Here is a 26,125-nt window from a genome sequence, read left to right as displayed (position 1 = left end):
GTTCCGACTGGGAATCAAGGGTTATAAACAGCAAAATATGAAATACTTCTTAGTTAGGTGGTTTAATATGTATGGGAACTGAAAATCAAGGAAAAGAACGAGAGAAAAACCAACTGGAGTTTGCTCAGCAGCATTTGGCCAATGAACGCACGTATTTAGCTTGGGTACGGACCGCGATAAACGTCACAGGAATTGGCTTTGTAATCGTTTCTTTCCATTTAACCATTGGGCAAAGCCATCGGGTAGTTGACTTTCTGGCTGTGCTGCTTACTATCGTATCCAGCGTGGCTGGTTTTGGTGTCATTATAAATGCAGCTGTCCAATATTCGAGAAAACGAAAACAAATTCAGGCGCAACGCTTTCATTCTTCCCATGTGTCCATCATAGCGGCGTCACTGGCTTTACTTTTCGTAGTTCTCGTTGCTATTGTCTATATTTTAATTCAATTTATGCATGTTGAGGAGAGCATACAGTGAGGAATTGAACACCGTTGTTTACGAGTATATGGACAAACGTTTGCTCTAATTTCCAGCAAGAGATACTTATATAGCCTTACTGCATATTCGAATGGAGGATTGTTTAAAGGAAGGCAGACCATGGGTAGCATATCTACATAGTAGAAAAAAGAAAGAGGTTGATAAAATGAAAGACAAAAAAGACAATCAATTTTTATCTGCCGGACTTCATACAGAAAGTCCTTCTATATTTGAAACAGTCCCGGATGGCTTTCGCGTCGTGACAGTCGGATCAGGCAGTCCCAAAACGGAAGTCGGCCGCAATGCACCAAGCACGCTTGTACAGTTTAAAGACAAGTATTTCTTGGTGGACTGCGGTGCCAGTACAACAAGTACCCTGACGGAAATCGGTCTTCCTGTCGAATACATTACCAATATGTTGTTTACCCATCAACATGTTGACCACAACGGAGATTTCTGGACTTTCTTCATAGATGGGTGGCAAGGATCCAATGGTAGAAGATCCCTCAATCTAGCCGGGCCGCGAGTCCAGGAACTGTATGATACGACCGTTGACTTTTTCAAAGATGACCTGTCTTACCGGGCCCGTTTAGGCACGGCGAAAGACGGGGCGCTGACAAATGTAAACATCATGGATTTTACGGAAGATCAGTATAGCTTTGAGCTTGATGGCGTCCAAATTACGGCAATCCCTGTTCCACATACGGCTCCAACTTATGCATACCGTTTTGAGGCAGACGGCCAGAGTGTCGTCGTCTCAGGGGATTTGGACTATACCGAAGATTTTGCACCGTTTGCAAAAGGCGTTAACATTCTGGTGATTGACGGAATGATGACCACTGATTTTTCAGCCCTTTCCGAACAAGGCGCTGAAAATCTGAGAGAAGGCTTAAAAGGATCCCATGCGACTCCCGAAGCACTAGCAAAGATGGCAGCCGATGCAGGAGCCAAGAAAGTCGTTTTGACTCATCTAGGGCTGGGGAAAGAAGATAATGACATCGTCAATAAATCATTTTCCGACGTTAATTTCCAAGGAGAGATTATMGTAGCTGAAGATGGTCTAGCGATTACTCCTTGAATATGATCCTCAGATAAATAACAAAAAGATCGTCCAGCCCTCCTAGGCCTACCTGGCCAGGTGGGTGGCGATATTTTTTTGTTCTGGCAGGCTGCTTAAGCTGTCTTCACATAAAAAATGCCGTCCAGTGTTGGACGGCGTTTGATGATTCCGACTGGGATCGAACCAGCGACCTCTACCCTGTCAAGGTCAATATAAGGTATTTTTATGTATTTGCACATCCTCTTAAATACCTTTAAATCAATGTTTAATATCTTGTTGTCATCATTAATTTCTTACCGTTATTTCAAATCCGTTACCTTATAGTTACTTTTTTTTAGTGTTTAATTTATTTAAAAAAACAAATAAAATCTCATATGTTATGCCGGTAATGCTGGGATAATAATGATTTCATTGCGGGGATATAAATACGGTTATACGCATATTTTGATCACTTAATTGTTCAAGATCGTTAATGAGTCCGTAAGGATTTACTATATGCGAACCCTTGTCATACACAAAACAAACTAAATGATTATAACCMGGGTGTTGTTTATACCTTTCAAAGTCGATTATCAATTGTTCACCAATTTGCTTATCGGATAAACCTTTATGTGTCATTTTCGTCTCAATGACCACTCCATGTTGAGGTAAGAGAAAATCTACCCTTGAATTACCGCCAGCATAACTTGGTACATAATCCTCAGGTCTAATGTCATTCACAAACAGTTTTAATATCGCCAATAATGCATCTTGCACGTCATACTCATCATTGATTGTTATTGTTGGACGGTTGCCGTGTCGACGTTTTATGTTAACATCAAACTTGTTAAAATTATTGCATAAATTAGCAATAATAGGCATAATATCGACTTTTTGTGGTACAGGTGGGTTCTGTTCGAACGCCTTAAGAATTGATATAAGAGGATGATATTTATCATCTCCAAAACCATTTGCATTTTCAGCTATCTTTCGAAATCGCAATGTATCAGGGTCGCCGGGGAAATTGGATTCCACGAATCGCATGGCAAGAGCAAGCCAATTCTGGTATTTTTCTCCAATGTAGTACCCACCACGGGCACTTGGTTTATGACTCTCTCTTGCTACTTGTTCTCCCATAGTAATAAGTTCTGAAATATTCATATACAAGCTCCTTAGCAGTCGGTTATTACTCTAGCATAAAAATACCATATTATGGAGTATAAAGCACATCAAACGCCTATCACTTTAGTAAAGGGATATAAACATTAAAAATAAGTGGCTTTTTGCGACTCATACATTCAATTTATTTGATAATCAGCAATTTCCACTTTATACTTAGTGTACTTTTCTCCTACCATTTTTGTCATTACTTCAAAGCTTTTACGTTCATTTGGTAATAATAAATCATTACTATTTACATAAGTCCTGTTTGTATCCAAAATATTACCATTATCATCAGTGTATGTAACCTTAACCTCAATAAAGGAAAATTTTTCTTTGCTGTTATTTCTCACTGCACCAGTTATATGAATATATTCCCCATCAATATTGCCAGCCTTTTCTACAATTTCTATATTAGGGCTATTTGGATTAGTAGTTGTACTTAGACTTGTTTCTTCACTGTTAGTTTTTTCTCCTATTTCAATTGTTTCCTGTTTAAACCTACTATTCTCATCATGATAACTGTAAACTATTTCTTCATTTAGCAAACTATAAGTATATGATTCAGATGTATTGGCATTTTTATTAAATATAACTATTTCATCAATACTACAAAATTTGTTGTATCCACAACTAATATCTTCAGTTATACTTCCTTCTCCTTCAATAATGTCTATTATTTTCAGAAATACCTGATGTTTTTTTTCATTCGTTAACTTCTCAAAATCTTCACCATATGACCCTAAGAGCTGGTAGGGGTAACTTGCAAGGCCTTTATATTTAACTACTTCTCTTGATTCGTCGGCACTAAAATTCGGAAAGAGTATGTACTTACTTACTTCACCATTATCGCTAATCTTTAATTCTAAGCTATCTAATTTGGATTTATCTAACCGAATGTAAAAATACCACAATAAAAAACCACTAACTAAAACTAAAATAATAACACAATATACAATTATTTGCGTCTTATAGCTAACCTTTTTTTCTGAAACAAGCTCTGTCATAAGATCCCCCCTCTTTCATTATTAATCTAAATTTTACCACATTATATCTATATAAAGAACATCTTTGTTCTTTATATAGATTTTTTCCGAAACATAAGAATGTCTTTCGAATCTAAACCTTAAATATTACATAAATATCCTATTCCTCATATATTGTGAAAATGATTGTTCTTTAAACATAAAGAAAAACAAAATTTATCTTTTGATAGTCACTTCCTCTATATCGATGGTAAAATTAAGTGAAAATAAAAATATGGAAAATAAAGGGGTGGGTATTTGTGTTTTTGGGCGTTAATAAAACTGAATTAAACCAAAGAGCAATTAATTATCTTGAAAATTTAGTAGTGGATTTTGATACTTTTCGCTCAAGATTAATACTATTTGGCAAAGATCCTGAAACTAGAACAAGGTTAGCTCAAGATGTTTTAACCATCTTGAATTCTCAAAATAGAAAAACAAAATATATTCATATTAATCAAATAATAAATGACGAAATAAGTTTCAGTAAAATCACTAATTTAGATTTAGTGGTAATAGACGGATTACTAGATAAGAAGAGCATTAATGAAGAACATGTTCAAAAAATTGGGAACCTTTTAAATGTATTACAACATTCTACAATATTCATTACATGCTCTCTTGCATCAGAAGAGGTCTTTTCTGAAGAGATAAGAAATTATTTTGATAATGGAGGAGTAAGATGGTCAAGGAATTTCTTAGGATGTAAGCAGTTGTTCCTTGATGATTCAGAAAGATCAATTTTCATCCATTATTTAAATAATGAACCTAAAGGTGATTATAGAATTATTCAATCGATAGATTTTCTTTCTAAAGAAATCCCCCCCTTTAATCAATTATCATTTTTAAACCATTCAATAATTAATGATTTAATTTCTAAAGGGAATGATGATTATCATAACTCGCTAGTAATAACATCTGACCGTAAGGTACAATTGATGCCTTTTAGCCAGGTTAAAGTAAATAGGGAAAAAATCGCAGTACAATTAGAAGCTTTTATGGCGGGGAATGGTTATGTTGGTTGTGAACCCTCAAACTCTGAATTAAATCAATATTTTACGTTTTTACTTCACGGATATCATACATATTTAAAAACTAAAAAACCAGTATTTGTAGACAATGTTAATGCAACTAAAATGAATTACGATATTATTAGAGAAATCAAAAAGGAACATTTTTTAAATGAAAGTATCTATTTATAATTGAATTCTTTAAATATATAAATTTGAAGTTAAAGGAGTCTAATAGATGCCTCACGATATTACGGGTGATATTGATCGAAAATATACTAATTGGTTAGGTAAGGAAATCGAAATAACCCATGTACAGGTTACATATTATACCCCGAAAGATGACTATAAAAGAGTTGAAGCTGTCCCAATTGATAAGGCAAATCAACTCGCTAATAAACCAGGGGTTAGAGGTGCGTATGTTTCAGAAATGTATGATAAAGACGAAGCCTTAAAAAGAGGCTATATGTAAAATTTAATACAATTTAATAAGCCCTTCATACCAAGGGCTTTTTTTTAGATATCCTAAAATATTGACATTATCTATCCAAAAAAATAGGTAGGGGAACAGCCTTATAGTGCTCTGTTCTGTGCAGCAAGTGGAAAATAGCCCTATGGTTGTAAAATACCCCCGGTTACGCTCGTATGGCCAATTTGGATGAATCTTCATGTTCTCGAAAAATCTAAGAAAACTACCTTCAGTTTCTTATTATCTAGCTTAAAAGGGGAGATTATGAATTTTTCGCAAGAAAGAGTTTGTGATTTATTGACTCAGAATGGCTTTCACTTCATATTCGAAGAAAAATTTCCAAAAAGTACCAATAAAAAGATATTTTAACTTTTTATGTAGGTAGTTGGTCAATTTATTGGAGTATATTAGAAAGACTTTGAAGGTGCAAATTCCAGATTATTAATAGCAAAATATAAAGGCTTAGAAAAAAGTAATTCATCCCATAGAGATTTTTGCTTGTTTCCTTAGATGAATATAAAGATAAAGGAAGTACGGTAATACACGAAAAAGAAGATACGAGTCATGAATATTATAATTCTTTACCAGCATTAGAAGAATAATTTACCATTTAAAATTGACATTTTATTCGAGGATCAGGTTAGAACGGATACAATAATGTGGGACACATTCACCTTCCTACTACGGTCAATATAGAACAGGAATATATCCTAAAGCAGCCTAATAGAGAGAACAAAGAGAGAAAAGGTAACTCTACTTTATTCCTTTTGCTTCATATTCCTTAATAATTTTATAAAAACTGTTCTTTTTAAGGTGGAGCATATCAGCAAATTCTACACCGCTTATTTCTTTATTTTTCCATTGTTGATAATGCTTTTCTAAAATCTGTTTAGTGGTTTTTGAAAGGGTTTGTAAATTTAATTGCGGTCTACCTAAATGTTTCCCCTTTGCCTTCGCAACAGCTATTCCTTCCGCTTGCCTTATCTTAATATTATCTCGCTCTCTTTCACTTACAAAAGCTAATACTTGTAATACTAAATCACTTACAAACGTTCCTAATTGGTCTTTATATTGTGTGGTATCTAATAAGGGCATATCTAAAACTTTTATATCAGCTATAATATCTTGAGTTATTTCCTGCCATTCCTTCATGATCTCTTTTGAATTTCTCCCGAAACGGTCTATAGATTTTATATAAAGTAAATCTCCTTCCCGCAACCGTGCTTTTAATGTTTGATATTGTGGTCTGTTGAAGTCTTTTCCGCTCTCTTTATCGATAAAAATATCTCTTTCCTCTATTCCTAATTCTAACATTTCTTTTAGTTGACGGGCTTCGTTTTGATCCTTACTACTTACTCGAATATAAGCGAAAGTTTTACTTCTTGCCAATTTCACCACTCCCAATTATTTTGTTGTTTCATTAATTATATAGCATTAGTTTATAAATGTATATAATATTTTATAAACGTTTTCAAAATAATTTAACTACCTTTACAACCGCTAAAAAGTACTATATTTCTAAGCCTTTAAAGGTATACCTTTATAAACACATTACTACAATATTTTTAAAAATGGTAAATAAAAAAAGACCGTCATGTTACGGTCGTAAATAATAAATTGAGTCAAAGTTTGACTTTCTCATGATTTTTGAAGGTTGAACTTTACATTATTATATTTAGTTTTTAATTCATCTTTACATAAATTAATTTCCAATTGACTAGCAATCTCTATTATTTCTCCCCAAAGACCTTCTTTGTGAAATTTCCATCCATCCATATACTCCCCTAATGTCATTTTTAGGATAGCATTAAGATTACTGTCTGTTCCTTCCCTATTGGATTTCAGACCATATTCAATAGGTGTTTCAATATTTTCTTCTAAATTAATCCCTTTAAAAATTGGTGAAGATAATTCTTCATATAACTTACCTGAGTAAATTGAAGCATTGGAACGATACAAACCTAAGTCATATACTTTTCCATCTATTTCTACCCAAGAATGAGAAAATAAGAATGGAACTTTTGGTGATTTTACAAAACCAATATTTATTTGTCCTTTGATCCCTTGTTCGTGAAGTAAAACATAAAGAATGCCTGACAATGCATGACATGCACCACGCCAACCTTTTTTTAATGAGTGTTCAAATACTTTAAAAAACGTATTGGCTATAGCATTGGAATTATCTAAATCTGCACTTAATTGGATGGCACGTTGCTTCCAAATGTCAACAGGATTAGAAACTTTGTTCAGGCAACATTTCTTATATTTTTTACCACTGCCACAAGGACAAGGAGCATTGCGCTCATACATTTATAACTTCCTCCTCAGGATTCCTTGTATACTAATGGCCTCTTTAATTTATTCTTTTTTAAGTTTACTTCAAAATAATCTTTACTTAGTTGTATAGTGTAAAATTCTCCTGGTACATGGCTGCTATATCTTTTCCGCTAGATTTTGCATATCTTAAAGCTAAAAATGCATCTCTTAAACTCATACCAACACCAATGGAAAAAGTAAGCTCTTTGGTCGCTCCTCTCAAATAATCTAATAATTCTTTAATATTTATCTCTTCTCTTTTACATATAATTCCATCAGCGCCAGCGAATATTATTTTATATTTCTTTGATTCCAATTCAATTTGAACTTTTTTCACGGCATCTTTTACTGACTCATTAATATCTCTTAAACGGATTTCATCGTTTTCCATAAAACTATTTTCTATTTTTAAACCGATATCGTCTCCATCAATATATGCAAACATCATTTAACTTCACTCTCCTCAAATATTTTTTTTGCTTTATCAAAAAACATAATATGCTTGTTAGAAATTTGGGTAAAAGTTAAAGAACCAATAGTACCAGTATTCGTCCAAAACTTTCCATATAATTCTGATTTTCCCTCAAATTTTGTCAGCTCTAACTCAGAAGTTCCTTTTCTTATATTGTGATCATCTGAACTAATTTCATCCTGAGAATATACATAAATCAATTGTTTCTTTTCGTCTTTACAATTAAGTTCTTCGCTATAAGAATAAGATTTGAACCTATTTGTAATTGATGTAATTTTAATGTTTAAGAAATTCTGCTTTATTACTAAGCAAATTTCACCTTTATAAATTGTACCCTTTTCTAAATCCTTGGACTCGTAATTCCCAAACCAAGTCCCGTTAATATTTTCTTTATATAGGATTAGATTAAACAATTTAATCTTCCAGCCATAATTAAAATAAAACCACCACCATGCTGATAGAACAAGTGTTGCAGAAAAAGCTGCTTTAATTCCACTAAACGATAACAGTTCACTCCCTATTAGCACTTGAACAAGTACAAACAACAGACTTATGCAAAATGTAATAATAACAATTCTTTGTGATTCTTCACCTTTCATTAATTTGCTCCTTTTTTTATGTTTACAATAACTTTCCAGCACTCCCACTATTAATATAACATCTTACAATTGATATTTGTTCCTGTTTTTCATTGTATTTCTAAATCTATCAAAGTTGATTTTCTATATAATTCCACCGCCTTCCTTCCTAAAAAAATGTGTATCGTAATGGTATCGTCACAAAATTAAAAGGGCCAAAAAAGTATTACAACCCCTTGTAAACACTGGTTTTTAAAAATTTATATTGATATCGTATATTTAGTTAAAAAGACGATAAAACGTTGTTATATAGCGGTTATTGGGCATTTTTCACAAATGGTATCGTAATATTAACATTGGTGTCGGATAATATGACATTTAAGCTCTAATTAATTAAATGGGAATAAAAAAAATCGGCTCTTAAGCCGACAAATCATGATATGTATTATAAATTTTAAACTTTAACTTTAAAGTTATTTTAAGAAGAGTTTTTTCTCTATCTGCTGTTGTTGTTGTACAAAATGAATTAAATTTTTTAGATACCCCTGTTTTCTATTTAATGTTGTAGTTGAATAGACATCTTTAATGGCTGATTCCCCCAGTTCATTAGTAAAAATCATGATAGCAACTGATGATTCTATCTGTGCTTTAGTTAGCCCACTATCGAATATTATCGGAGTAATTAAGTTTTTATCCTCTAGGGTTATTTTATTGTTTATAATTTCAATGACTCCTGAGGTCACTGAGTCAAAAAATTTTTTTGATAAAAGATCAATCGCTTTCCGCTCTGCTGAAAACTCCCTCAATCTATAACTTTTTGTCTGGACTTCAAAACGCAATATATTTTCCGCTTGTTTTAAACAGCTTGCTGTAATGTCTGTTTCCTTTTTCAATTGATGGAGTTTATCATAAAACTTTATAATTTGACTTTTGTTTTTAAAATACACCGATTCCGTATTATATTTTATAGTAGTTTTTCTTGGTAACTTTATATTAGAAAGTTTATTTATGTATTCGGTAACTTGTTGATGGCTGTCTAGATAAAAATTTTTTGAAACCTCTACCTCACAGATCTTCCATTCTGTTGACTCAATACATACTCCAAATAATTCATTTAATCTGTTATGTATGATTATAAAAAAATCCTTTATGTCATGCTCGTCAATCTCTTTTATGTTATTACCATAAATTAATTTTGGAATAGATAAACTAATAAAAAGGCGTTTACTTCTATCGTTATATTTTATGTATGGTATTTTCTTATCAAAAACAATATATGTATTGTAAATTTCTCCAGTATCATTATCTATATTTGTAAACTTTTTAATTTGATACAACTCGTCTTTAAGCATTTCTTCAAATTCTGCACCTTTAATATAAATATTTGTAGCCATATCAACTTTGTCAAACAATAGTAATCAATCCTTTCGGTATTAAAATCACAAAAATGGGATTTAATTTCATATGTTATAAGAAACTAAATTGTTATTGTTCCAGCTTCGAATTCATATTGCCAATACCCTAAAACTTCTATTACTTTTCCTGTATCTTCTTCAATCAGTTCTCTTCTATGATTGATTATCACTTTATAAAATCGTTCGTCAGTGCGTGCTATTTCTCCATCTTTCGCTTGGAGTAATATAGAATAACCATTTCCAACTTCTTGAATAATCCCAGTATCAAATTTAATCTGTGTTGTATTAATAGGAATACCAGCCTTTACTAAATCCTTGTACAAGTCTTTCTTGCTTTTAAATTCAAAGACCCCTTGTATTTTTTTATTATGTATAATAAGAACTCTACACGGCTTGGAGCGTGCTTTTTTAGAATTATTATGCTTAGAAAGCATTTGAATATTTGTAAGAGTGTAGTCACCGAACTCATCTATTCTGTCTATTGTTGGTCTATCTGAATCATTTTTAGTTTCTTCATATATTACATTTTGGATTTTCCACTCATGCCAAACGTTTGGCAATTTTTGAATAATATCTACCATAAAAAATTGTGGGGAAGACCATTTACAATCTATATCTTTATATATTCCTATATTGTATTTACAAGCATTAATTCTACTTTCACAAGAAATAAGTAATGTTCTTGCCGCTGTTACCTCATTTCTTTTTATGATCTTCAAATCTAATAACTTATTAATAGTTCTCATAGAATCCAGACCTTTGTTAAACTGTACTTTTTTGGAATGGCATTTTTTACATTTGCCATGACCTAAGTAAAATTCTTCAATCTTTTTTTCTAAGTTACATATGACACATTTCTTTTTTTCTTTTACCTTGTTCATTTATACTCACCCTTTAAATTATTATTTATGTATTCCTATTAAGCACCATTAAGCCAAGTTAAAAAGGCACTTGTAGGAATCTTAATTCTTCTACCGATGCGTACTACATGAAATGCTCCTGAATTAGCCAAATTAAACGCTTGCCCTCTTCCAATACCTAAGTATACTTGTATATCTTTAACGTCTAAAATCGGCTTGTCTAGTAACCATTTGTTATCTGTCATTACTCCCCCCCTTTTCTATCTGATGATGAAATTGTAGCACGGAGCATGTAGCATGTAAATAGATATTTTCAAAAATAATGTAAACTGATTTACACTTGCTACAAATAATGAAGTATGATAACATTACTTCATACTACAACGAATTATTGGAGGATATATATGAGTGACCCAAATTTAGGATTAGACATAAAAAATTTAAGAACAAAAAAGGGGATAGGTTCAAGAGAATTGTCTAGGTTGGTTGGGAAGGCAGAAACATACATTTCCCAATTGGAACGAGGTTTAATTAAAAACCCTGATTATAAAACTTTATTAGAAATAATGAAGCATCTAGGATACAGAGAGGGGTCTATAGATGAGTTGTTATATGCTAACTACCATATCTATTCTCCGGAAAGACTTGAAGCAGAGGCAGCATGGGCAGAACAGGAGGCTGTAAACGCCCAAGATCCTGATTATCAAGAGTATCTTTTACAAAGACAAATTGAGCAGTATGAACTTCAACTTGAGTGGCTTGAAAATGAAGAAAAGGAATTGCACAAAAAAAATGATCAAATTAGAAATGAATTGTCTTTCTTCATTGATAAAAATCTAGACACATTCACAGATGTAATTAACAATTTACACAGTGCAGTATTATCAATGAGTAAGAGCAGAGAAGATTATAACTTCTTTACAAATCTGTTCAAAAGAGACATTTCAAAATTTAGTGATGAAAGTAAAAAGAGAATTATTGAAACAATTAAGGAAGAGTATAAATATTCTTGGGATTTTAATGGAGGTTTTGGTGAACCACCTACTTATTAAGGAGGAAGGAATATGGCTGGATCAATTCATAAATACCAAACTAAAAAAGGCGAAACAAGATATATGGTAATGCTTGAAGTCGGGAATAATGGAAAACGCAAACAGAAAAAGAAAATGGGATTTAAAACAAAAAAAGAGGCAAATACCTTCTTAATCGAAGCACTCAACGACATAAATAAAGGAACATACATTGAACCTTCAAGGATACTCTTTAGTGAGTTCCTTGAAGAATGGTTCAAGACTAAACAAATTAGTCTTGGAACACAAACTAAAAGTGTTCACAAAAATTATTTATATAAGTACATAATCCCTTCACTGGGTCACATTCCCTTGTCTCAACTTAAAACCATTCATATAAATAATTTCATAAACGAAATGAACCAAAGAAAGTACTCCCCCGCAACTATTAAAAAAGCAGTAAATATAATTAAAAATTCTTTAGAATTTGGGATAGATATTGAAATGATAAATAAAAATGTAGCAAAAAAGGCTACACTTCCAAAAGAGATTAAAAATGAAATGAAAGTATGGAATCAAGAAGAGGTCAATAAGTTCCTAAAGGTTGCAAAAGGGAGTAGGTATTACCCATTCTTTTATTTAGCCTTGATGACAGGAATGAGGAAAGGTGAAATTTTAGCCTTAAGGTGGAAGGATATAGATTTGGAAAATATGCTGCTTACAATTAATCAAACCTTAACTCAAGATGGGAAAGAATTTATAGCTGGCGCAAAGACAAAGGCCAGTAATAGAACCATGGATTTATCTGAATCGACCGTAAAAATTCTTAAAGCACATAAAGTACTGATTCAGCAAGAAAAATTAGCACTAGGAAAAGACTATGTAAACCACGATCTTGTAATTTGTACCCAAATTGGAACTCCCGTTCATTCTTCCAATTTAAGAAATAGAGTTTTTAACCAACTTATTAAGGAAGCGGAAGTATCAAAAATAAGATTACATGATTTACGTCATACTCATGCTACCCTCCTTCTGTCAGTAGGTGTTAACGTAAAAGTAATATCTGAGCGCCTTGGTCATTCCTCAATTAAAATTACACTAGATACTTATTCACACGTCCTACCAACAATGCAAAAAGAAGCAGTAAAAAAATTGGATGATATGCTAACTCTTTAAAAAGAGGCTCTAAGTTACTTGTTTAGATAAAAAGAAATCCGTTACTTTTCCGTTACCTTTTATGGAAACAAAAAAGACGCTACTATTAAAAGTAGCGTCTTTACTGATGATTCCGACTGGGATCGAACCAGCGACCTCTACCCTGTCAAGGTAGCGCTCTCCCGGCTGAGCTACGGAATCATAATTTATAATTCCCGGTGAGGACATATATAAATATATAATGTTTTCATGCAAAAGTCAACATTCTATATTAAATTTATTTTATTTCTGAATTTCCATTCACGCACCAGCTCCCCTTTTGTTTATTCAGCATAAGGGACAAAAAAAAACAGAACATATATTCTATTTTGTTGAATAAAGAACGAATGTTCGGGTATAATGAGATTAAGGGCATACGAAAAAGGAGGAATGGAAAGTGAATGGAGTCCTGCAAAGAGCACTGGAGGCCAATCAGCCGGTTCAATTAATCTATTTGGATGCCAGGAGCAAGATTACGCAAAGAAAAGTGCTTCCTCGTGAAATGGAAGGCAACATGTTAAGGGCACACTGCTTCCTCCGCAACCAAACCAGGCTTTTTAACACAGATAACATTTTATCCGTATTCCCAGCTGATAAGAAGCGGTGGCAGAAATCAGGATAAAAAAAGAAGCCCTCTAAAGGACTTCTCTCCGTTATCGTGCAGGCTGTGGCTTAGCGGAATCCTTTCCCCTAAATACTACTTGCAGGACAACAAGCAGAATAAAGATTCCAAGGCCGATTGTATCTGTCATTCCTTCCGGATAAATCAGCATAAGGCCGCCAACCAGCCCCATTACCCTTTCATACCAATGCAATTTACGGAGCCAGAAACCTATGATTCCTGCTCCAATCGCCAGCATTCCACAGATGGCAGTGAACACTACCCAAATGAGGTAATACCATGTTGTGTCAATCATCAGCAATTCTGGTGACAGTACGAACATATACGGAATAATGAAAGCCGCTATAGCCAGTTTGGCTGAGTTTACCCCAGTCCGGATTGGCTCTCCACCAGAGACTCCTGCCGCTGCAAATGCAGCCAGTGCGACCGGAGGCGTAATATCCGCAATGATACCAAAATAGAACACAAACAAATGCGCAGACAAATCAGGAACCCCCAGCAAAATAACAGCCGGAGCCGCAATTGTTGAAGTGATAACATAGTTTGCTGTTGTAGGAGACCCCATTCCCAAGATCAGCGCTGCAACCATTGTCAGCATCAAGGTTGGAATTAACAAGCCACCCGAAAGATCCAGCAATCCATTGGCAAGTTTCAGCCCAAGGCCTGTCTTCGTGACAACCCCAACAATAATGCCTGCCGCGGCAGTTGCTGCTGCAACGCCCAGAGCCGTCCTTGCTCCATCAACAAGTGCGTTGATGGCATCCTTAAAGCTAATCCTTGTTTCCTTGCGAATGGCACTAACGACAATCGTGGAGAGGATCGACCATAGCGCCGCACGCATGATGCTCATGCCGCTTACCATCAGGATGATAACAATCAGGATTGGCATAAGAAGGTAAATCTTGCTCAACACTTCTTTTCTATCCGGCATTTCCTCATCCGTTAGGCCGCGAAGCCCCAGACGTTTTGCTTCAAAGTGAGTCATGATCCATATGCCTGTAAAATAAAGAAGCGCTGGAATCGTCGCTGCTTTGGCGATATCCCAGTAGGTAATCCCGCCGCCGATGAACTCAACCATCAGGAAAGCTGCGGCTCCCATGATTGGCGGCATCAGTTGTCCGCCCGTCGAAGCAGCGGCTTCAACCCCGCCGGCAAATTCTTTGCGGTAGCCAAGTTTTTTCATCATCGGTATCGTAAAGGAACCTGAAGTTACAACATTTGCAACCGAGCTTCCGCTGATGGTACCTTGCAGGGCACTTGAGAAAATCGCCACTTTTGCTGGTCCACCTGTTCTTTTGCCCGCAATCGAAACAGCTAGGTCATTGAAATATTGCCCCACCCCTGTTTTAACGAGAAAAGCACCGAATAGCAGAAACAGGAAGATAAATGTCGCGGAAACTCCCAGTGGTGTACCTAGTATTCCCTCAGTAGTGAAGAACATGGTCTGTACCAATGTATCCAGGTCAAGCCCGCGATGGGCAAGGAACCCAGGCATGTAAGGCCCATAAAGAGCATAAACCAGGAACAGTGAAGCAATAATCGTAATCGGGAGCCCGACTGTTCTTCTGGTCGCTTCGAGCACAAGCAAGATTGCGGCCAGTCCAACATAGAAATCCATGTCGGTAAGGCGGCCCACCCGGTTGACAAGCTCGTCAATCATCATCGGCCAGTAGGCCCCTATTCCTACCGCAAGCAGAGCAAGGAGCAGGTCATACCAGGCAACCTTCTTTTTCCTCAGGTTCTTTTTGGTTGCCGGAAATAACAGGAAAATAAGAGCGAGCGCAAACCCTAGGTGAATGGAACGCTGCAATTGCGCAGTGAGCACGCCAAAAACGGCTGTGTAGAGTTGGAAAAGCGAAAAGGCAAGAAGGCCGAAGAAAACGATCCAGCCCATTGTTCCTTCCAACTTCCTAGTTGCGGCTTCCGGATCAAATTTTTCCAAAAGCTCCTGCTGTTGTTCTTGAGAAAGCGTGCCGTCATTTTTCGTCAAGGATATTCACTCCTTCCATTTGTTGTATAATACTTAATTTTTCTACTTGTATTTTGAGCCGTGTACCCGGTTCAACGACCTCTGACAGCGGATAATGCTTATTTTTATAAACGAGGGTGTGATTGGCCCTCACCTTGCCTACCCGCAGGACAAAGGACTCAAACTCCCTATTCATATTTTTCAAAAAGTATTTTCCATCCTTCATTTCAAAGAGCTCACCTTCTGATGCCCCTGAAGGCATCCCGATGGCAAAATCCTCATATTCCAGCTCATATTGGCGAATTTGCCCCTGCTCTGTCACTCGATAACTCTCGATGACATTGGTTAAATGGATGGAATGCAAATATTTGATTTTAAATGTATCTCCTGTTTCCGCCGGCACATAAAGGAGTAGATCATCTTGTTCCAACGGTTGGAAAACAAGAGCTTGTCTATAAGGAATGAAAAAAGAGAAAGTTGACAATAAAACAATGAGGAGCAACAGAACGAAGAATTTGCTTTTATTCTTAATTGAAATCATACGACTCCTTGTTTTTCCTGCCTTGCCTTTCTTTCGGGTGGAAGATGAAAAGTTMACAGTAAAAATAGACCGTCATATCGGTCCATCCTCCCGGTTTCCGCCGGCGCTGTGAATATTTGCTCCAAAAGATGAATTGACCGAACACAGCCCCTCTATAGGACCATGTCCGGCCATGATTCAATCATTACTGTGCAGGCTTAATTCCTTTTTCATCGAAATACTTCTGTGCTCCTGGATGCACATCAATTCCAACACCATTAAGGGCATTTTCGGGATTGATTTGCTTGGCTTTGGCATGCTGAACCTTGTCAAGATTCTCAAAGATCGATTTTGTGATATCATAGACAACCTGCTCGGAAAGTCCGGATTCCACAACAAGCATCGCCTGGACAGCTACTGTAGGAACCGCTGAACCAAGCTTATACGCTCCGGATGGCACCTCATCCTTTGTATAATATGGATACTTTTCGATCAGCTCATCGGCTTTGTCAGCCTCAACCGGAACAATGACGACTGTCTCTGTGGCAGAAAGCTCTTCGACAGCAGCCGTTGGTGTTCCTGCTGTAACAAACGCAGCATCGATATTGCCGTCCTTGATTCCGTTGACGGACTCGTCAAAACTCAAGTCCTGCTTTTTAATGTCATCGAGTGTCAAGCCGTGAACTTCAAGGATTTGCTCTGCATTGGCTGCAGTCCCTGAACCTGGGGCCCCAATGGAAATCCTTTTGCCTTTCAGGTCCTCTACGGATTTGATGCCAGACTTTTCAGTTGTTACAATTTGGATTGTTTCCGGATAAAGGGTTCCAATTGCCTGGATATTGTCAATTGGGTTTCCATCAAACATCAGCTTGCCTTCTGTGGCATAAGAAGCAATGTCCGTTTGGGTGAAAGCAATTTCACCCTTTTTGTCTTTAATACTTTGCATATTTTCAGCAGAAGCACCTGTAGTCTCTGCATTTGTGTCAATACCAGTTGCATCGGAGACAATGTTGGCGAAAGCTCCGCCAAGCGGGAAGTATGTACCACCAGTACCACCTGTAAGGATACTCATGAACTTAGGCTTATCTTCTGTTGTTCCCTCGCCGCCATCCCCGGAGTCAGCTTCTTCGTTCTCATTGCCCCCGCCACACGCTGCCAACACTATAGAAAGCGTCAACATAAAAATGGTGAACAATAGAAACTTGCGTTTTTTCATTTGATTTCCCCCTTTTTTTAAGATAAAGATACTCTATAATAGTTTATCTGCATATTAATAAATTTGTCAATTCATACTATTGATTTTCACTGCATCTATATCCCCTTTTAGGCAGTGAAGCATTTAAAAAAACAGTTTTCAACATATTTATATGTTAAAATTCTTGTGAATAGTAAAAAACTTGCAATCTTATTAACTTGACGGAGGACAGCCATTATGAATTCACAAAGGGGAACCATCAACGAGCATACCCTATACAGCCTTTCTCTCAACGAAGAAATGAAACTGCTTGTCTACCTGCCAGCTTCTTTTTCTCCTCTTTATAAGTACAGTGTTCTGATAGCCCAGGATGGCAAGGATTATTTTCAGTTTGGCAGGATTGGGCGTTCGGCTGATGAACTTCTTAAAAATAAGCAAATTGAGAATTTGATCATTGTCGGCGTACCCTATCAATCTGTCAAGGACCGGCGGCGCAAGTACCACCCGGATGGAGAACAGCATCAGGCCTATATCCGCTTTTTGGCCCATGAACTCGTTCCTTATCTTGATAGGGAATACCCTACATTGCAGATTGGCATGGGCCGCGCTTTAATAGGAGATTCCCTGGCTGCAACTGTTTCACTGAAGGCAGCCATTGAGTATCCAAACATCTTTGGAAAAGTCATCTTGCAGTCACCTTATGTAAACGGCTCTGTCCTTGAAGCCGTTCGCAAGTATGATGATACATGCCTGTTAAACATTTACCATACGGTTGGAAGTGAAGAAACAGAAGTCAAAACAACTGATGACCAAACAAAGGATTTTTTAACTCCAAACCGTGAACTTTCTAAAACATTCAAAGAGAAAAACGTGGAGTATCATTATAGTGAATTTGAGGGAGGGCATTTCTGGACTCACTGGCAGCCGGATGTGAAAACAGCCCTAAAAAAAATATTCCCGGTATAACAGGTATGTTGTATGATATTCTCTTGTTTGAAAATTTGTTATAATTAAAAATAAACTCCTGAATATAAAGCCGTCTGCCAATGGAAATGCTAAAAATAGATAGTCTTGTAAATTGGAGGTAATATTATGAAATTCGGTGTTGTAATGTTCCCGTCAAAGAAGATTCAGGATTATGCCAACTCCTTCAGGAAACGGTATGATCCGAACTACGCATTAATCCCGCCGCATATCACACTTAAGGCGGCATTCGAGGCGACTGAAGAGGAAATACGCAATATTGCCGGCACAATTGGAGAAATTGCCCGGGAGTTCAGCCCCGTCCAGCTCCATATCTCCAAATTCAGTTCTTTTTCACCCGTAAATAATGTAATCTATTTGAAGGTACAGTCCTCCGAGGAACTCGAAAGGCTGCATAAAAAACTCAAAATGAATTTTGAAGGTGGACTGGATTATAATTTTGTCCCCCATATTACAATTGGTCAAAATCTATCGGATGACGAACACTCTGATGTGTACGGTTCACTGCGAATGAATAAGGTAAGTTTTGAAGAAAGCGCTGACCGGATCCATCTTCTTTACCAATTGGAGAACGGCTCTTGGACAGTGTACGAAACATTTCGACTTGGAAAGGAATAAAGCCCTGTGGAAGTAAAACTAGTTCAGAATGAAAAAGAACTGGCCGATGCATTTTCGGTCAGGAAAACAGTTTTTGTCGGGGAGCAAAATGTTCCCGTTGAGGAAGAGATTGATCATCATGAAGAGGAAAGCGCTCATTTTGTACTCTATGTCAATGGCGAGCCCAGTGGCGCAGGCCGCTTCCGTGTAGTCGATGGTTATGGCAAAGTGGAGCGGATCTGTGTATTTCAGCAGCAGCGCGGCACTGGAGCAGGGATGGCCATTATGGAGAAAATTGAAGATTACGCCCGTGAGAAAGGAATTGGAAAGCTGAAGCTGAATGCCCAAACCCATGCTATTCCTTTTTACGGGAAGCTCGGTTATGAAGTGGTTTCTGAAGAATTCCTTGATGCCGGCATTCCTCATAAAACAATGGTAAAAAAAATTCAATAGGTCCCCTCAAGCAGCCTCTTCTGCCTCTTGGTACACACCAAGGGAACAGAAGAGGCTGTTTCAGTCTCCTCCCTTTTCTTCTGACTGACCACATTTTCCCCTTTTTAATAAGACAGTCCTTCTGATATGATAGAACTTGTGCAATTTTGTTCGGAAAATGAGGGAATTAAGCATGCAGACAGCCTACTATAAAGAAAAGATCATTAATCTGCCGGGGACCAGTCGGGAAGACTTTCAAAAGCTATATGAGGATGGAAAGAAGGGGCTTCTCAGTTGCCCTGTTTGCGGAGCCCCAGTACGGTTATATCTGGGAATCCATAATCGGCCCCACTTTTATCACCATCTTTCAAAAGCGGCAGCCTGCAGTGACCTGCCCATCCATGATGCAGATGCAGCAGAGGAAAACTCTGATTATAGGGAATGGGGGGGGTTCAGGCTGCCGGCAGCCCGGGGGATTACTGCCGAGGAAAAAGAAGTTGCCTATAAACCTTCACAAGCTTTAAGGATAAAACGGCCTTTTACAAAAAAACCCGTTCTTTCTTCAAAGAAGAAGGACTCCTATATCKAAAAGCTCAAGGATGCAGGAATTTCTTTTGATTCCAATCAGCAGACAGCCGTTACCCATACAGAGGGACCCCTTCTGATTCTGGCTGGAGCGGGCAGCGGCAAAACCCGTGTCCTCACAGCAAGGACAGCGTATATCCTGAAACAGCTTAAAGTACCTGCAAATAGCATGATGCTGGTCACCTTTACCGCCAAGGCCGCAGGCGAAATGAAAAAGCGCCTGATTGGCTATCCTGGAGTTTACCAGGACGAAGCACAAAGAATTGTGTCCGGAACCTTTCACAGCATCTTCTACAAAATCCTGCTGCACCATAACCGTGATAAATGGTCGGGGGAGCATTTGCTTAAGAAAGACTGGCAGCGGGAGCAAATCGTGAAAGAGGCAGGGCGGACCCTGGGCCTCGACGAAAAAGAGTTTGCCTATGACCTCGCCCTTCAGCAAATTGGACTGTGGAAAAATTCCATGATCCTGCCCAAAGAGGTAAAGCCTCAAAGCTCCTGGGAAGAAAAAACGGCCCTGCTATATCAGCACTACGAAGAATCTAAGGACAGGAGCGGCCTGTTTGACTTCGATGACATGCTGCTTGGCTGCCATAGCCTGTTTGTTGACGAACCCCAGCTGCTTGAAAGCTATCAAAATCGTTTTACTTACTTTTTAATTGATGAGTTTCAGGATATTAATAAAGTTCAATATGAACTTATTAAAATGCTTTCGGCGCGGACGAACAATGTATGCGCCGTTGGGGATGACGACCAGTCGATTTATGCATTCAGGGGGAGCGATCCGTCTTACCTTCTTGAATTCGAACGGGACTTTCCCGGTGCTGAAGTGGTGACACTGAATCAAAATTACCGCTCTCCCCATGAAATTGTCGAGACAGCCAATTCGATTATTGCCGGAAATACAAAGCGGCATCAGAAAGAAATGAAGGCCCAGTATTCCCATGAAATAAAGCCCATGCTTTTCTATCCTTTTGATGAGGAAGAAGAAGCGACCATGATCTTGACTGATATCCAGGAGAAAATTGAACAGGGGGCCAAGCCAAGTGAATTTGCCATCCTGTTAAGGACCAATACCGGCAGCAGAGCTATGTTCGAAAGGCTGGCCTCGTCCAGCTTGCCGTTTAAACTCGAACAGGATAACGAGTCATTTTATGAACGGTTTATGGTGCGTGGCCTTCTCGCCTATTTCCGCCTCGCTCTTAATGAAGATGATTCCGAGGCAGTCCGCAGCATTCTTCCATCCCTTTTTCTAAAACAATCCGTTTTTCGAGACCTACAGGCGGAAAGCATATTGAAGGACTGCTCAATGCTTGAAGCATTATCACATGTGAAAACAGGGTTCGCCTTCCAGGAACAGAAGCTAAAAAAGCTCGTTCCCACTGTGCGTTCACTCGCCATGCTATCTCCACTGACTGCCATTGAACGAGTTGAAAAAGAACTGGGTTATCAGGATTTCATTAAAAAGCGGGGAAGCGAAGGCAACAAATTGGAAAAGGGATCGGACGATATTAGGGACTTGAGGGTTGCTGCGAGGAACTTTAAAAATATCTCGGAGCTTATCGAGCACGCCGACCACATGACGGCAATGAACAAAGAAATCAAGGCGCTTGGAAAGAGGCATGACGATGCGGTTATCTTGAGCACCATCCATCGTTCAAAAGGGCTTGAATATAAATACGTATATGTCCTCGGAGCAGTGGATGGCAGCCTGCCGCATGATTACGCATTGGATTCGGCACGAAATGGCGATCTTCTTCCGCTTGAAGAGGAACGCCGCCTGCTATATGTAGCTGTCACCAGGGCCATGGAACAGCTTTTTATCTCTGTCCCTCTCTACAGGAGGGGCAGAAAAGCCCATCCATCGCGTTTCCTGACCCAGCTGCCGAAGATTCAATAGGAATTGCTAATGTCAGCAGGCAATTCCGCGCGGATTAGCAAAAAGCCTGGAATGAATCCAGGCTTTTTGCTTATTTTTTATTGATCATTTTTGATATTTGGTTAAAATCAAGCTGCTTTCCATCCTTGACAATCGATTCGACAATTTTATCTTCCATATCCTTTGAAACAGGTTTATTGGCAATTTGCGATACACGGCGGATGACTCCGCGGACAGTATGCTCATCCTTAAAGTTGGCATTTTGCAGGGAGTTGGCCAGCTCGAAAATATCCTTCATATTTACGCCCGTTTTCTTTTCAATATTTTTAAAGAATTGGTTATCCATATTAAATCACGCCMCTTCTTGAACTACTCTTATACTATGAAAGGGGTGGAAAATGGTGAAAACAAAAAGCCAAAAGGAATTGTCTCCTTGTTGGCTCTTTTGTTGAAAGTCTATTCTGTGCTCGCATTGGTGCCCTTTCCACGCAGGGGCCGCTACTCCTTTTGCCCGGTGGGTTCAAGAATCAGCTTCCCGATTGTTTGGCGGCCCTGAAGCATCCTGTGTACCTTCCCGGCCTCTTCAAGCGGATACACACCGCCAATTGTTAATTTAAGCCTGCCTTCCCCAACATATTGGAACAGTTCTCTGGTACTCGAAGCAAGCAAGTCCTGCTGCCTCATGATCTGCGGAAGGAAAAAACCGATGACTGACTGGTTCCTTGCCATTAAGGAAGATGGATTGAACTTACTTTGTTCGCCGCTGGCAACGCCATAGATGACCAGTCTGCCGAATGCAGCAAGGCACTTTAATGTCTTGTAAAAAATATCTCCACCTGCCATTTCAAGGGCAACATCGACCCCCTTGCCCCCAGTAGCTTCCAGCACTTTTTGTTCCCATCCTGCCTCAGAGTAGTTGACCAGCACATCGGCGCCCATATCCCTGGCCAGCCCCAGCTTTTCTTCTGTGCTCGCCGTTGCGATCACTTTTCCAGCCCCGAAGATTTTTGCAAGCTGAACAGCAATCGTTCCAACGCCCCCTGCTGCCGCATGGACAAGAACAGTCTCTCCCGGTTCAAGCCGGCCCATCGTTTTAAGTACATGGTACGCACTTAACCCTTGAAGGGGGAGTGCCGCTGCTGTTTTAAAATCAATCTGGCCGGGAAGCGGAATCAACCCGCGCTCATCGGCTAGCACATATTCTGCATATCCCCCGGACTCTATCAGGGTTACAACCCTTGCCCCGGGCTTAATATCCGTGACCTCGTTACCCACTTCCACGACAATTCCGGCAACCTCTGCACCCGGTGTAAAAGGGAGCGGTGTAGGGATTACATACTGACCTTCCCTGCGGGCCGTGTCTGCATAATTAACCCCTACAGCCTTTACTTCAATCAATACCTGCCTTCCTGTCGGCACGGGGCGATCGGCCTTAACAAGATTTAATACTTCCGGGCCCCCATATTCTTTTAACTGAATCGCCTTCATGGCTATCACTCCCCGCTATTTTCCTGTAAAAACTGGTTTCCTTTTCTCCTTGAATGCTGAAACCCCTTCCTGATGGTCCTCGGAGGCGATCATCATTGTCTGTGTAATGCGTTCCTGTTCAAGGATTTCTTCAAGAGTTGCAGTTAAAGAATGGTCTACAAGCTTCTTGATCATTCCGTAAGCCATGCCCGGTCCATAAGACAGCCTTTTCGCAAACTTCAGTGCCTCTTCCTCGAGGTTTTCTGCTGGCACCAGCTGATTGATGACTCCTAGCTGATGCAGCCTTGCCGCCGGGATCGGTTCTGCACTGAAGAAGAACTGTTTTGCGAGATGAGGGCCGACAAGGCGCGGAAGGAAATAAGAGCCGCCCCCATCCGAAACGAGCCCAACCTGTGAAAAGCTGAAGGCGAATTTGCTGTCTTCAGCGGCAATAATCAAATCACATGCAAGGGCAAGATTGGCACCCGCCCCTGCTGCAAACCCGTGTACAACAGCGATAATAGGCTTTTCTGTGTCTTTCATCGTCAAAATCAGGCTGTTCAGCCTTCCGATATGTTCATATATTTTAACCGGACTATTTTCCCCCATGGTTTTCACATCGCCGCCAGCGCTGAATGACCTTCCTGCACCGACAAGAACGATTGCTTTTACTTCAGGGTCGGTCTGTGCCTCTTTCAATGTATTTGTAATTCCAAAAATCATTTCCGGGCTGAAGGCGTTCAGCCTTTCCGGGCGGTTCAGGGTTAAGACCAGCACCGACCCGTGTTTGTTGACTAATAAATGATCTCCACTCATACTTTCAATCCCCTTTCGAACTCTATTTAATAAGCCAGCCGCCATCGGCAAGAACATCTGAGCCCGTCATATAGGAGGCTTCGCTTGAAGCAACAAACGCGATTATATTGGCAATTTCCTCTGCCTTGCCAACCCTTCGGAGCGCTGTGTTGCGCTCTATCGCCTTAACAAACTTTTCATTTTGGAGCCCCTGCTCCGTTAGCGGGGTTTCAATAAAACCTGGCGAAACAGAATTTACACGGATTCCATGCTGGGCAAGTTCGAGAGCCAGCGACCTTGTCAGGTTGAGGACTCCAGCCTTGGCTGCACTATAGTGAGGAATATGGGCGCCAGCCTGATGGCCTGACAGGGACGCGACATTCACAATGGCGCGATTATCATCTTCCCTGTTCCGCTCTGCTCCCTGGATCATGACCTTTCCAAGGATTTTGGCCGTGAGAAAAACACTTTTTAGGTTGACTTCCTGGATCCGGTCCCATTCCCTTGCGTCTGTTTCAAGGATTTTGGAGTGGCTTGAACCGCCGGCATTGTTAATTAAAATATGCAGGTCGCCATAATGCTCCTCAATATGCTGGGCGAGTTCTTTCAGGTCCTCCTCGTCCGTCACATCGGCGGGAAAAACCTCAGCGGCCGGCAATTTGCGGGTCGAATTGATGTTTCGCGCTGCTTCTTCCAGCCTGGACCTTGTTCTTCCTACCAAAATTACCTTGGCCCCCTCGCTGGCAAGGCGGGCTGCGGCGGCTTTGCCGATTCCGCTGCCAGCACCCGTCACAACGGCAACACAGTCTGCAAATCTTGTCATCTGATAATCTCCCCCCTATTCAGAATATGATAAACAAAACAAGCTCCTGCACATACTATGGTTTCCACTTTTCAGCACCAGGAACTTGTTATCTAAGCCCTGAATGCCGTCTCCGCCCCATAACTGATCAGGTTCCGGACTGTATGGTTAAAGTGGGCGAACCGCTCATCTTTTGTCTGGCCCATTCTGTAGCGGTAATAAATTTGCTGCAGGATCACGGCCAGTTTGAAATAGGCAAAGGTTAAGTAAAAGTTCATGCTGGTGATGTCCCGGCCGCTCTTTCTCGCATATCTTTCAATAAATTCATCCCTCTTCATAAAGCCTGGCAGAATCGTGACCGTCGGTTTACTGAAGCTTTTTATCAGAAGCTCGGGGTCCCCTGCCTCCTGCCAATACCCCATGGCAACACCAAGATCGGCCAGTGGGTCGCCGACAGTTGCCATTTCCCAATCGAACAATCCATTCATCTCTGTAAAGTCTTCACTAAACATCGCATTGTTCAGTTTATAGTCATAATGGATAATCGCCGCTTCGTGATGGGTTGGCACATTTTTCGCCAGGTAGGCCATAAGAATTCCTGCTTCTTTAATTTCATCGGTCTTGGCCCGTTCATAGCGGCCAATCCAGCCGTGAACCTGCCTTTCCATAAATCCTGCCGGTTTTGAAATTTCGCCCAGCCTTGTCTTTCTGTAATCGATCGAGTGAAGTTCGACAAGCCGGTCAACCATAATTTCTGATATCTTCCTGCATAAATCCGCAGTTGGCTGAACAGATGCAGGGAAAGAGGTATCCAAAACAAGGCCATGCTTTCTCTCCATCAGCTGAAATGGACTTCCGACAATAGTGGTGTCATCTGAAAACAGAATTGGCGTGGGTGCTGTTGAAAAGAGCGGGTTTATCTCGGAAATGATCCTGAATTCCCGCTCCATATCATGGGCTTTTGGTGCCACTGGTCCGAGAGGCGGCCTTCGCAGCACGGCTTCCCAATTTCCCATCCTCAACTGGTAGGTCAAGTTGGAATGGCCTGCAGAAAACTGCCGGATTTCCAAAGAATCGTCTGGCAATCCATCAATGTTTTTCCTCAGAAACCATTCAAGAGCGATGGCATCGAGCTCCTCCCCCTGGCGGACTGGAATCGTATCCACACTTATTTGCTGCCGCATAGGCTCTCCCCTTTCACAAATTGCTTTATTTTGTACAATGAAATTTTAAATACTGACCAGTTGGTATGC

The 26,125-nt window shown here is 39.3% G+C and carries 29 protein-coding genes and 1 tRNA gene; 11 read left to right on the top strand and 19 right to left on the bottom strand.

What is annotated here, in order from left to right:
- Positions 1-71 precede the first annotated feature (71 nt).
- Positions 72-476 carry a YidH family protein gene (locus ADU22_RS09540; protein WP_053361946.1) on the top strand — a complete coding sequence of 135 codons (405 nt, stop codon included), beginning with the start codon at positions 72-74 and terminating at the stop codon, positions 474-476.
- 166 nt (positions 477-642) lie between these two features.
- Positions 643-1,554, top strand: a complete 912-nt coding sequence (locus ADU22_RS09535) for an MBL fold metallo-hydrolase (RefSeq protein WP_053361945.1) — start codon at positions 643-645, stop codon at positions 1,552-1,554.
- A 95-nt stretch (positions 1,555-1,649) separates the two neighbouring features.
- On the opposite strand, the gene ADU22_RS25400 is transcribed toward ADU22_RS09535, so the two are convergent.
- The 3 genes from ADU22_RS25400 to ADU22_RS09525 form a co-directional block, all read right to left on the bottom strand.
- Entirely contained in the window at positions 1,650-1,775 is a 126-nt protein-coding gene (locus tag ADU22_RS25400) for a hypothetical protein (RefSeq protein ID WP_286132268.1), read from the bottom strand.
- 169 nt (positions 1,776-1,944) lie between these two features.
- A complete protein-coding gene (locus ADU22_RS24945; protein ID WP_053361944.1) occupies positions 1,945-2,676 on the bottom strand; it encodes a PD-(D/E)XK nuclease domain-containing protein in 732 nt (243 codons plus the stop codon).
- 137 nt (positions 2,677-2,813) lie between these two features.
- Positions 2,814-3,683: an FxLYD domain-containing protein gene (locus tag ADU22_RS09525; RefSeq protein WP_053361943.1), complete on the bottom strand. Its 870-nt coding sequence runs from the start codon at positions 3,681-3,683 to the stop codon at positions 2,814-2,816.
- A 278-nt stretch (positions 3,684-3,961) separates the two neighbouring features.
- On the opposite strand from ADU22_RS09525, the gene ADU22_RS09520 reads away from it, so the two are divergent.
- A complete protein-coding gene (locus tag ADU22_RS09520) occupies positions 3,962-4,903 on the top strand; it encodes a hypothetical protein (RefSeq protein WP_053361942.1) in 942 nt (313 codons plus the stop codon).
- Positions 4,904-4,949: 46 nt separating this feature from the next.
- Entirely contained in the window at positions 4,950-5,183 is a 234-nt protein-coding gene (locus ADU22_RS09515; protein WP_053361941.1) for a hypothetical protein, read from the top strand.
- Positions 5,184-5,933: 750 nt separating this feature from the next.
- Here ADU22_RS09515 and ADU22_RS09510 read toward each other — a convergent pair.
- The 7 genes from ADU22_RS09510 to ADU22_RS09480 all read right to left on the bottom strand — a co-directional run bounded on the left by ADU22_RS09510 (position 5,934) and on the right by ADU22_RS09480 (position 11,066).
- Positions 5,934-6,569 carry a recombinase family protein gene (locus ADU22_RS09510; RefSeq protein WP_053361940.1) on the bottom strand — a complete coding sequence of 212 codons (636 nt, stop codon included), beginning with the start codon at positions 6,567-6,569 and terminating at the stop codon, positions 5,934-5,936.
- A gap of 249 nt (positions 6,570-6,818) precedes the next feature.
- Positions 6,819-7,490, bottom strand: a complete 672-nt coding sequence (locus ADU22_RS09505) for a YecA family protein (RefSeq protein ID WP_053361939.1) — start codon at positions 7,488-7,490, stop codon at positions 6,819-6,821.
- A gap of 85 nt (positions 7,491-7,575) precedes the next feature.
- Positions 7,576-7,944, bottom strand: coding sequence for a mCpol domain-containing protein (locus ADU22_RS09500; RefSeq protein ID WP_053361938.1), 369 nt, complete (start codon positions 7,942-7,944; stop codon positions 7,576-7,578).
- A complete protein-coding gene (locus ADU22_RS09495) occupies positions 7,941-8,567 on the bottom strand; it encodes a Cap15 family cyclic dinucleotide receptor domain-containing protein (RefSeq protein ID WP_053361937.1) in 627 nt (208 codons plus the stop codon). Before ADU22_RS09495 ends, ADU22_RS09500 begins: the two co-directional genes overlap by 4 nt.
- Positions 8,568-9,019: 452 nt before the next feature.
- Positions 9,020-9,958 carry a phage/plasmid replication domain-containing protein gene (locus ADU22_RS09490; protein WP_053361936.1) on the bottom strand — a complete coding sequence of 313 codons (939 nt, stop codon included), beginning with the start codon at positions 9,956-9,958 and terminating at the stop codon, positions 9,020-9,022.
- Between the two features lie 65 nt (positions 9,959-10,023).
- Entirely contained in the window at positions 10,024-10,842 is an 819-nt protein-coding gene (locus ADU22_RS09485) for a hypothetical protein (RefSeq protein ID WP_053361935.1), read from the bottom strand.
- 38 nt (positions 10,843-10,880) lie between these two features.
- Positions 10,881-11,066 carry a helix-turn-helix domain-containing protein gene (locus ADU22_RS09480; protein WP_053361934.1) on the bottom strand — a complete coding sequence of 62 codons (186 nt, stop codon included), beginning with the start codon at positions 11,064-11,066 and terminating at the stop codon, positions 10,881-10,883.
- A gap of 159 nt (positions 11,067-11,225) precedes the next feature.
- Here ADU22_RS09480 and ADU22_RS09475 point away from each other — a divergent pair, with 159 nt between their 5' ends.
- The gene (locus tag ADU22_RS09475; protein WP_053361933.1) at positions 11,226-11,873 is read left to right on the top strand and encodes a helix-turn-helix domain-containing protein; all 648 of its coding nucleotides are present in this window, start codon (positions 11,226-11,228) and stop codon (positions 11,871-11,873) included.
- A 12-nt stretch (positions 11,874-11,885) separates the two neighbouring features.
- Positions 11,886-13,007 (top strand): tyrosine-type recombinase/integrase, encoded by a 1,122-nt coding sequence (locus ADU22_RS09470; protein ID WP_053361932.1) that lies wholly within the window; start codon positions 11,886-11,888, stop codon positions 13,005-13,007.
- A 107-nt stretch (positions 13,008-13,114) separates the two neighbouring features.
- Here the strand turns inward: ADU22_RS09470 and ADU22_RS09465 are convergent.
- Positions 13,115-13,187 (bottom strand) — tRNA-Val (locus ADU22_RS09465).
- 235 nt (positions 13,188-13,422) lie between these two features.
- Between ADU22_RS09465 and ADU22_RS09460 the strand changes: the two genes are divergently transcribed.
- Complete coding sequence (locus ADU22_RS09460) at positions 13,423-13,647, top strand: hypothetical protein (RefSeq protein WP_053361931.1); 225 nt, start codon at positions 13,423-13,425, stop codon at positions 13,645-13,647.
- Between the two features lie 31 nt (positions 13,648-13,678).
- Here ADU22_RS09460 and ADU22_RS09455 read toward each other — a convergent pair whose 3' ends face one another.
- The 3 genes from ADU22_RS09455 to ADU22_RS09445 form a co-directional block, all read right to left on the bottom strand.
- Entirely contained in the window at positions 13,679-15,637 is a 1,959-nt protein-coding gene (locus tag ADU22_RS09455) for a TRAP transporter permease (RefSeq protein ID WP_053361930.1), read from the bottom strand.
- Positions 15,624-16,157: a DUF1850 domain-containing protein gene (locus tag ADU22_RS09450; RefSeq protein ID WP_053361929.1), complete on the bottom strand. Its 534-nt coding sequence runs from the start codon at positions 16,155-16,157 to the stop codon at positions 15,624-15,626. Before ADU22_RS09450 ends, ADU22_RS09455 begins: the two co-directional genes overlap by 14 nt.
- A 184-nt stretch (positions 16,158-16,341) precedes the next feature.
- Positions 16,342-17,352 carry a TAXI family TRAP transporter solute-binding subunit gene (locus ADU22_RS09445; RefSeq protein WP_053361928.1) on the bottom strand — a complete coding sequence of 337 codons (1,011 nt, stop codon included), beginning with the start codon at positions 17,350-17,352 and terminating at the stop codon, positions 16,342-16,344.
- Between the two features lie 216 nt (positions 17,353-17,568).
- Between ADU22_RS09445 and ADU22_RS09440 the strand changes: the two genes are divergently transcribed.
- From ADU22_RS09440 to ADU22_RS09425, 4 genes are all read left to right on the top strand, one after another.
- Complete coding sequence (locus ADU22_RS09440) at positions 17,569-18,297, top strand: alpha/beta hydrolase (protein WP_197280041.1); 729 nt, start codon at positions 17,569-17,571, stop codon at positions 18,295-18,297.
- Between the two features lie 126 nt (positions 18,298-18,423).
- Entirely contained in the window at positions 18,424-18,933 is a 510-nt protein-coding gene (locus ADU22_RS09435; protein WP_053361926.1) for a YjcG family protein, read from the top strand.
- Positions 18,934-18,939: 6 nt separating this feature from the next.
- Positions 18,940-19,365 (top strand): GNAT family N-acetyltransferase, encoded by a 426-nt coding sequence (locus ADU22_RS09430; protein ID WP_053361925.1) that lies wholly within the window; start codon positions 18,940-18,942, stop codon positions 19,363-19,365.
- A 172-nt stretch (positions 19,366-19,537) separates the two neighbouring features.
- On the top strand, positions 19,538-21,829 hold the full coding sequence (locus tag ADU22_RS09425; protein ID WP_053361924.1) for a UvrD-helicase domain-containing protein: 2,292 nt from the start codon (positions 19,538-19,540) through the stop codon (positions 21,827-21,829).
- 70 nt (positions 21,830-21,899) lie between these two features.
- On the opposite strand, the gene spoVIF is transcribed toward ADU22_RS09425, so the two are convergent.
- From spoVIF to ADU22_RS09400, 5 genes are all read right to left on the bottom strand, one after another.
- The gene (spoVIF, locus tag ADU22_RS09420) at positions 21,900-22,154 is read right to left on the bottom strand and encodes a sporulation-specific transcription regulator SpoVIF (protein WP_053361923.1); all 255 of its coding nucleotides are present in this window, start codon (positions 22,152-22,154) and stop codon (positions 21,900-21,902) included.
- Between the two features lie 152 nt (positions 22,155-22,306).
- Entirely contained in the window at positions 22,307-23,296 is a 990-nt protein-coding gene (locus ADU22_RS09415) for a quinone oxidoreductase family protein (protein WP_053361922.1), read from the bottom strand.
- A gap of 15 nt (positions 23,297-23,311) precedes the next feature.
- On the bottom strand, positions 23,312-24,091 hold the full coding sequence (locus ADU22_RS09410) for an enoyl-CoA hydratase/isomerase family protein (protein ID WP_053361921.1): 780 nt from the start codon (positions 24,089-24,091) through the stop codon (positions 23,312-23,314).
- Positions 24,092-24,113: 22 nt separating this feature from the next.
- Positions 24,114-24,893: an SDR family NAD(P)-dependent oxidoreductase gene (locus ADU22_RS09405; RefSeq protein ID WP_053361920.1), complete on the bottom strand. Its 780-nt coding sequence runs from the start codon at positions 24,891-24,893 to the stop codon at positions 24,114-24,116.
- 92 nt (positions 24,894-24,985) lie between these two features.
- A complete protein-coding gene (locus tag ADU22_RS09400) occupies positions 24,986-26,056 on the bottom strand; it encodes a phosphotransferase family protein (RefSeq protein WP_053361919.1) in 1,071 nt (356 codons plus the stop codon).
- Positions 26,057-26,125: the final 69 nt, after the last annotated feature.

The sequence above is a fragment of the Bacillus sp. FJAT-27251 genome, from assembly GCF_001273925.1.
GTDB lineage: Bacteria > Bacillota > Bacilli > Bacillales > Cytobacillaceae > Mesobacillus_B.
Note: the sequence above shows the minus strand (reverse complement) of the source record. Positions and strands in the feature narration are given on the sequence as shown.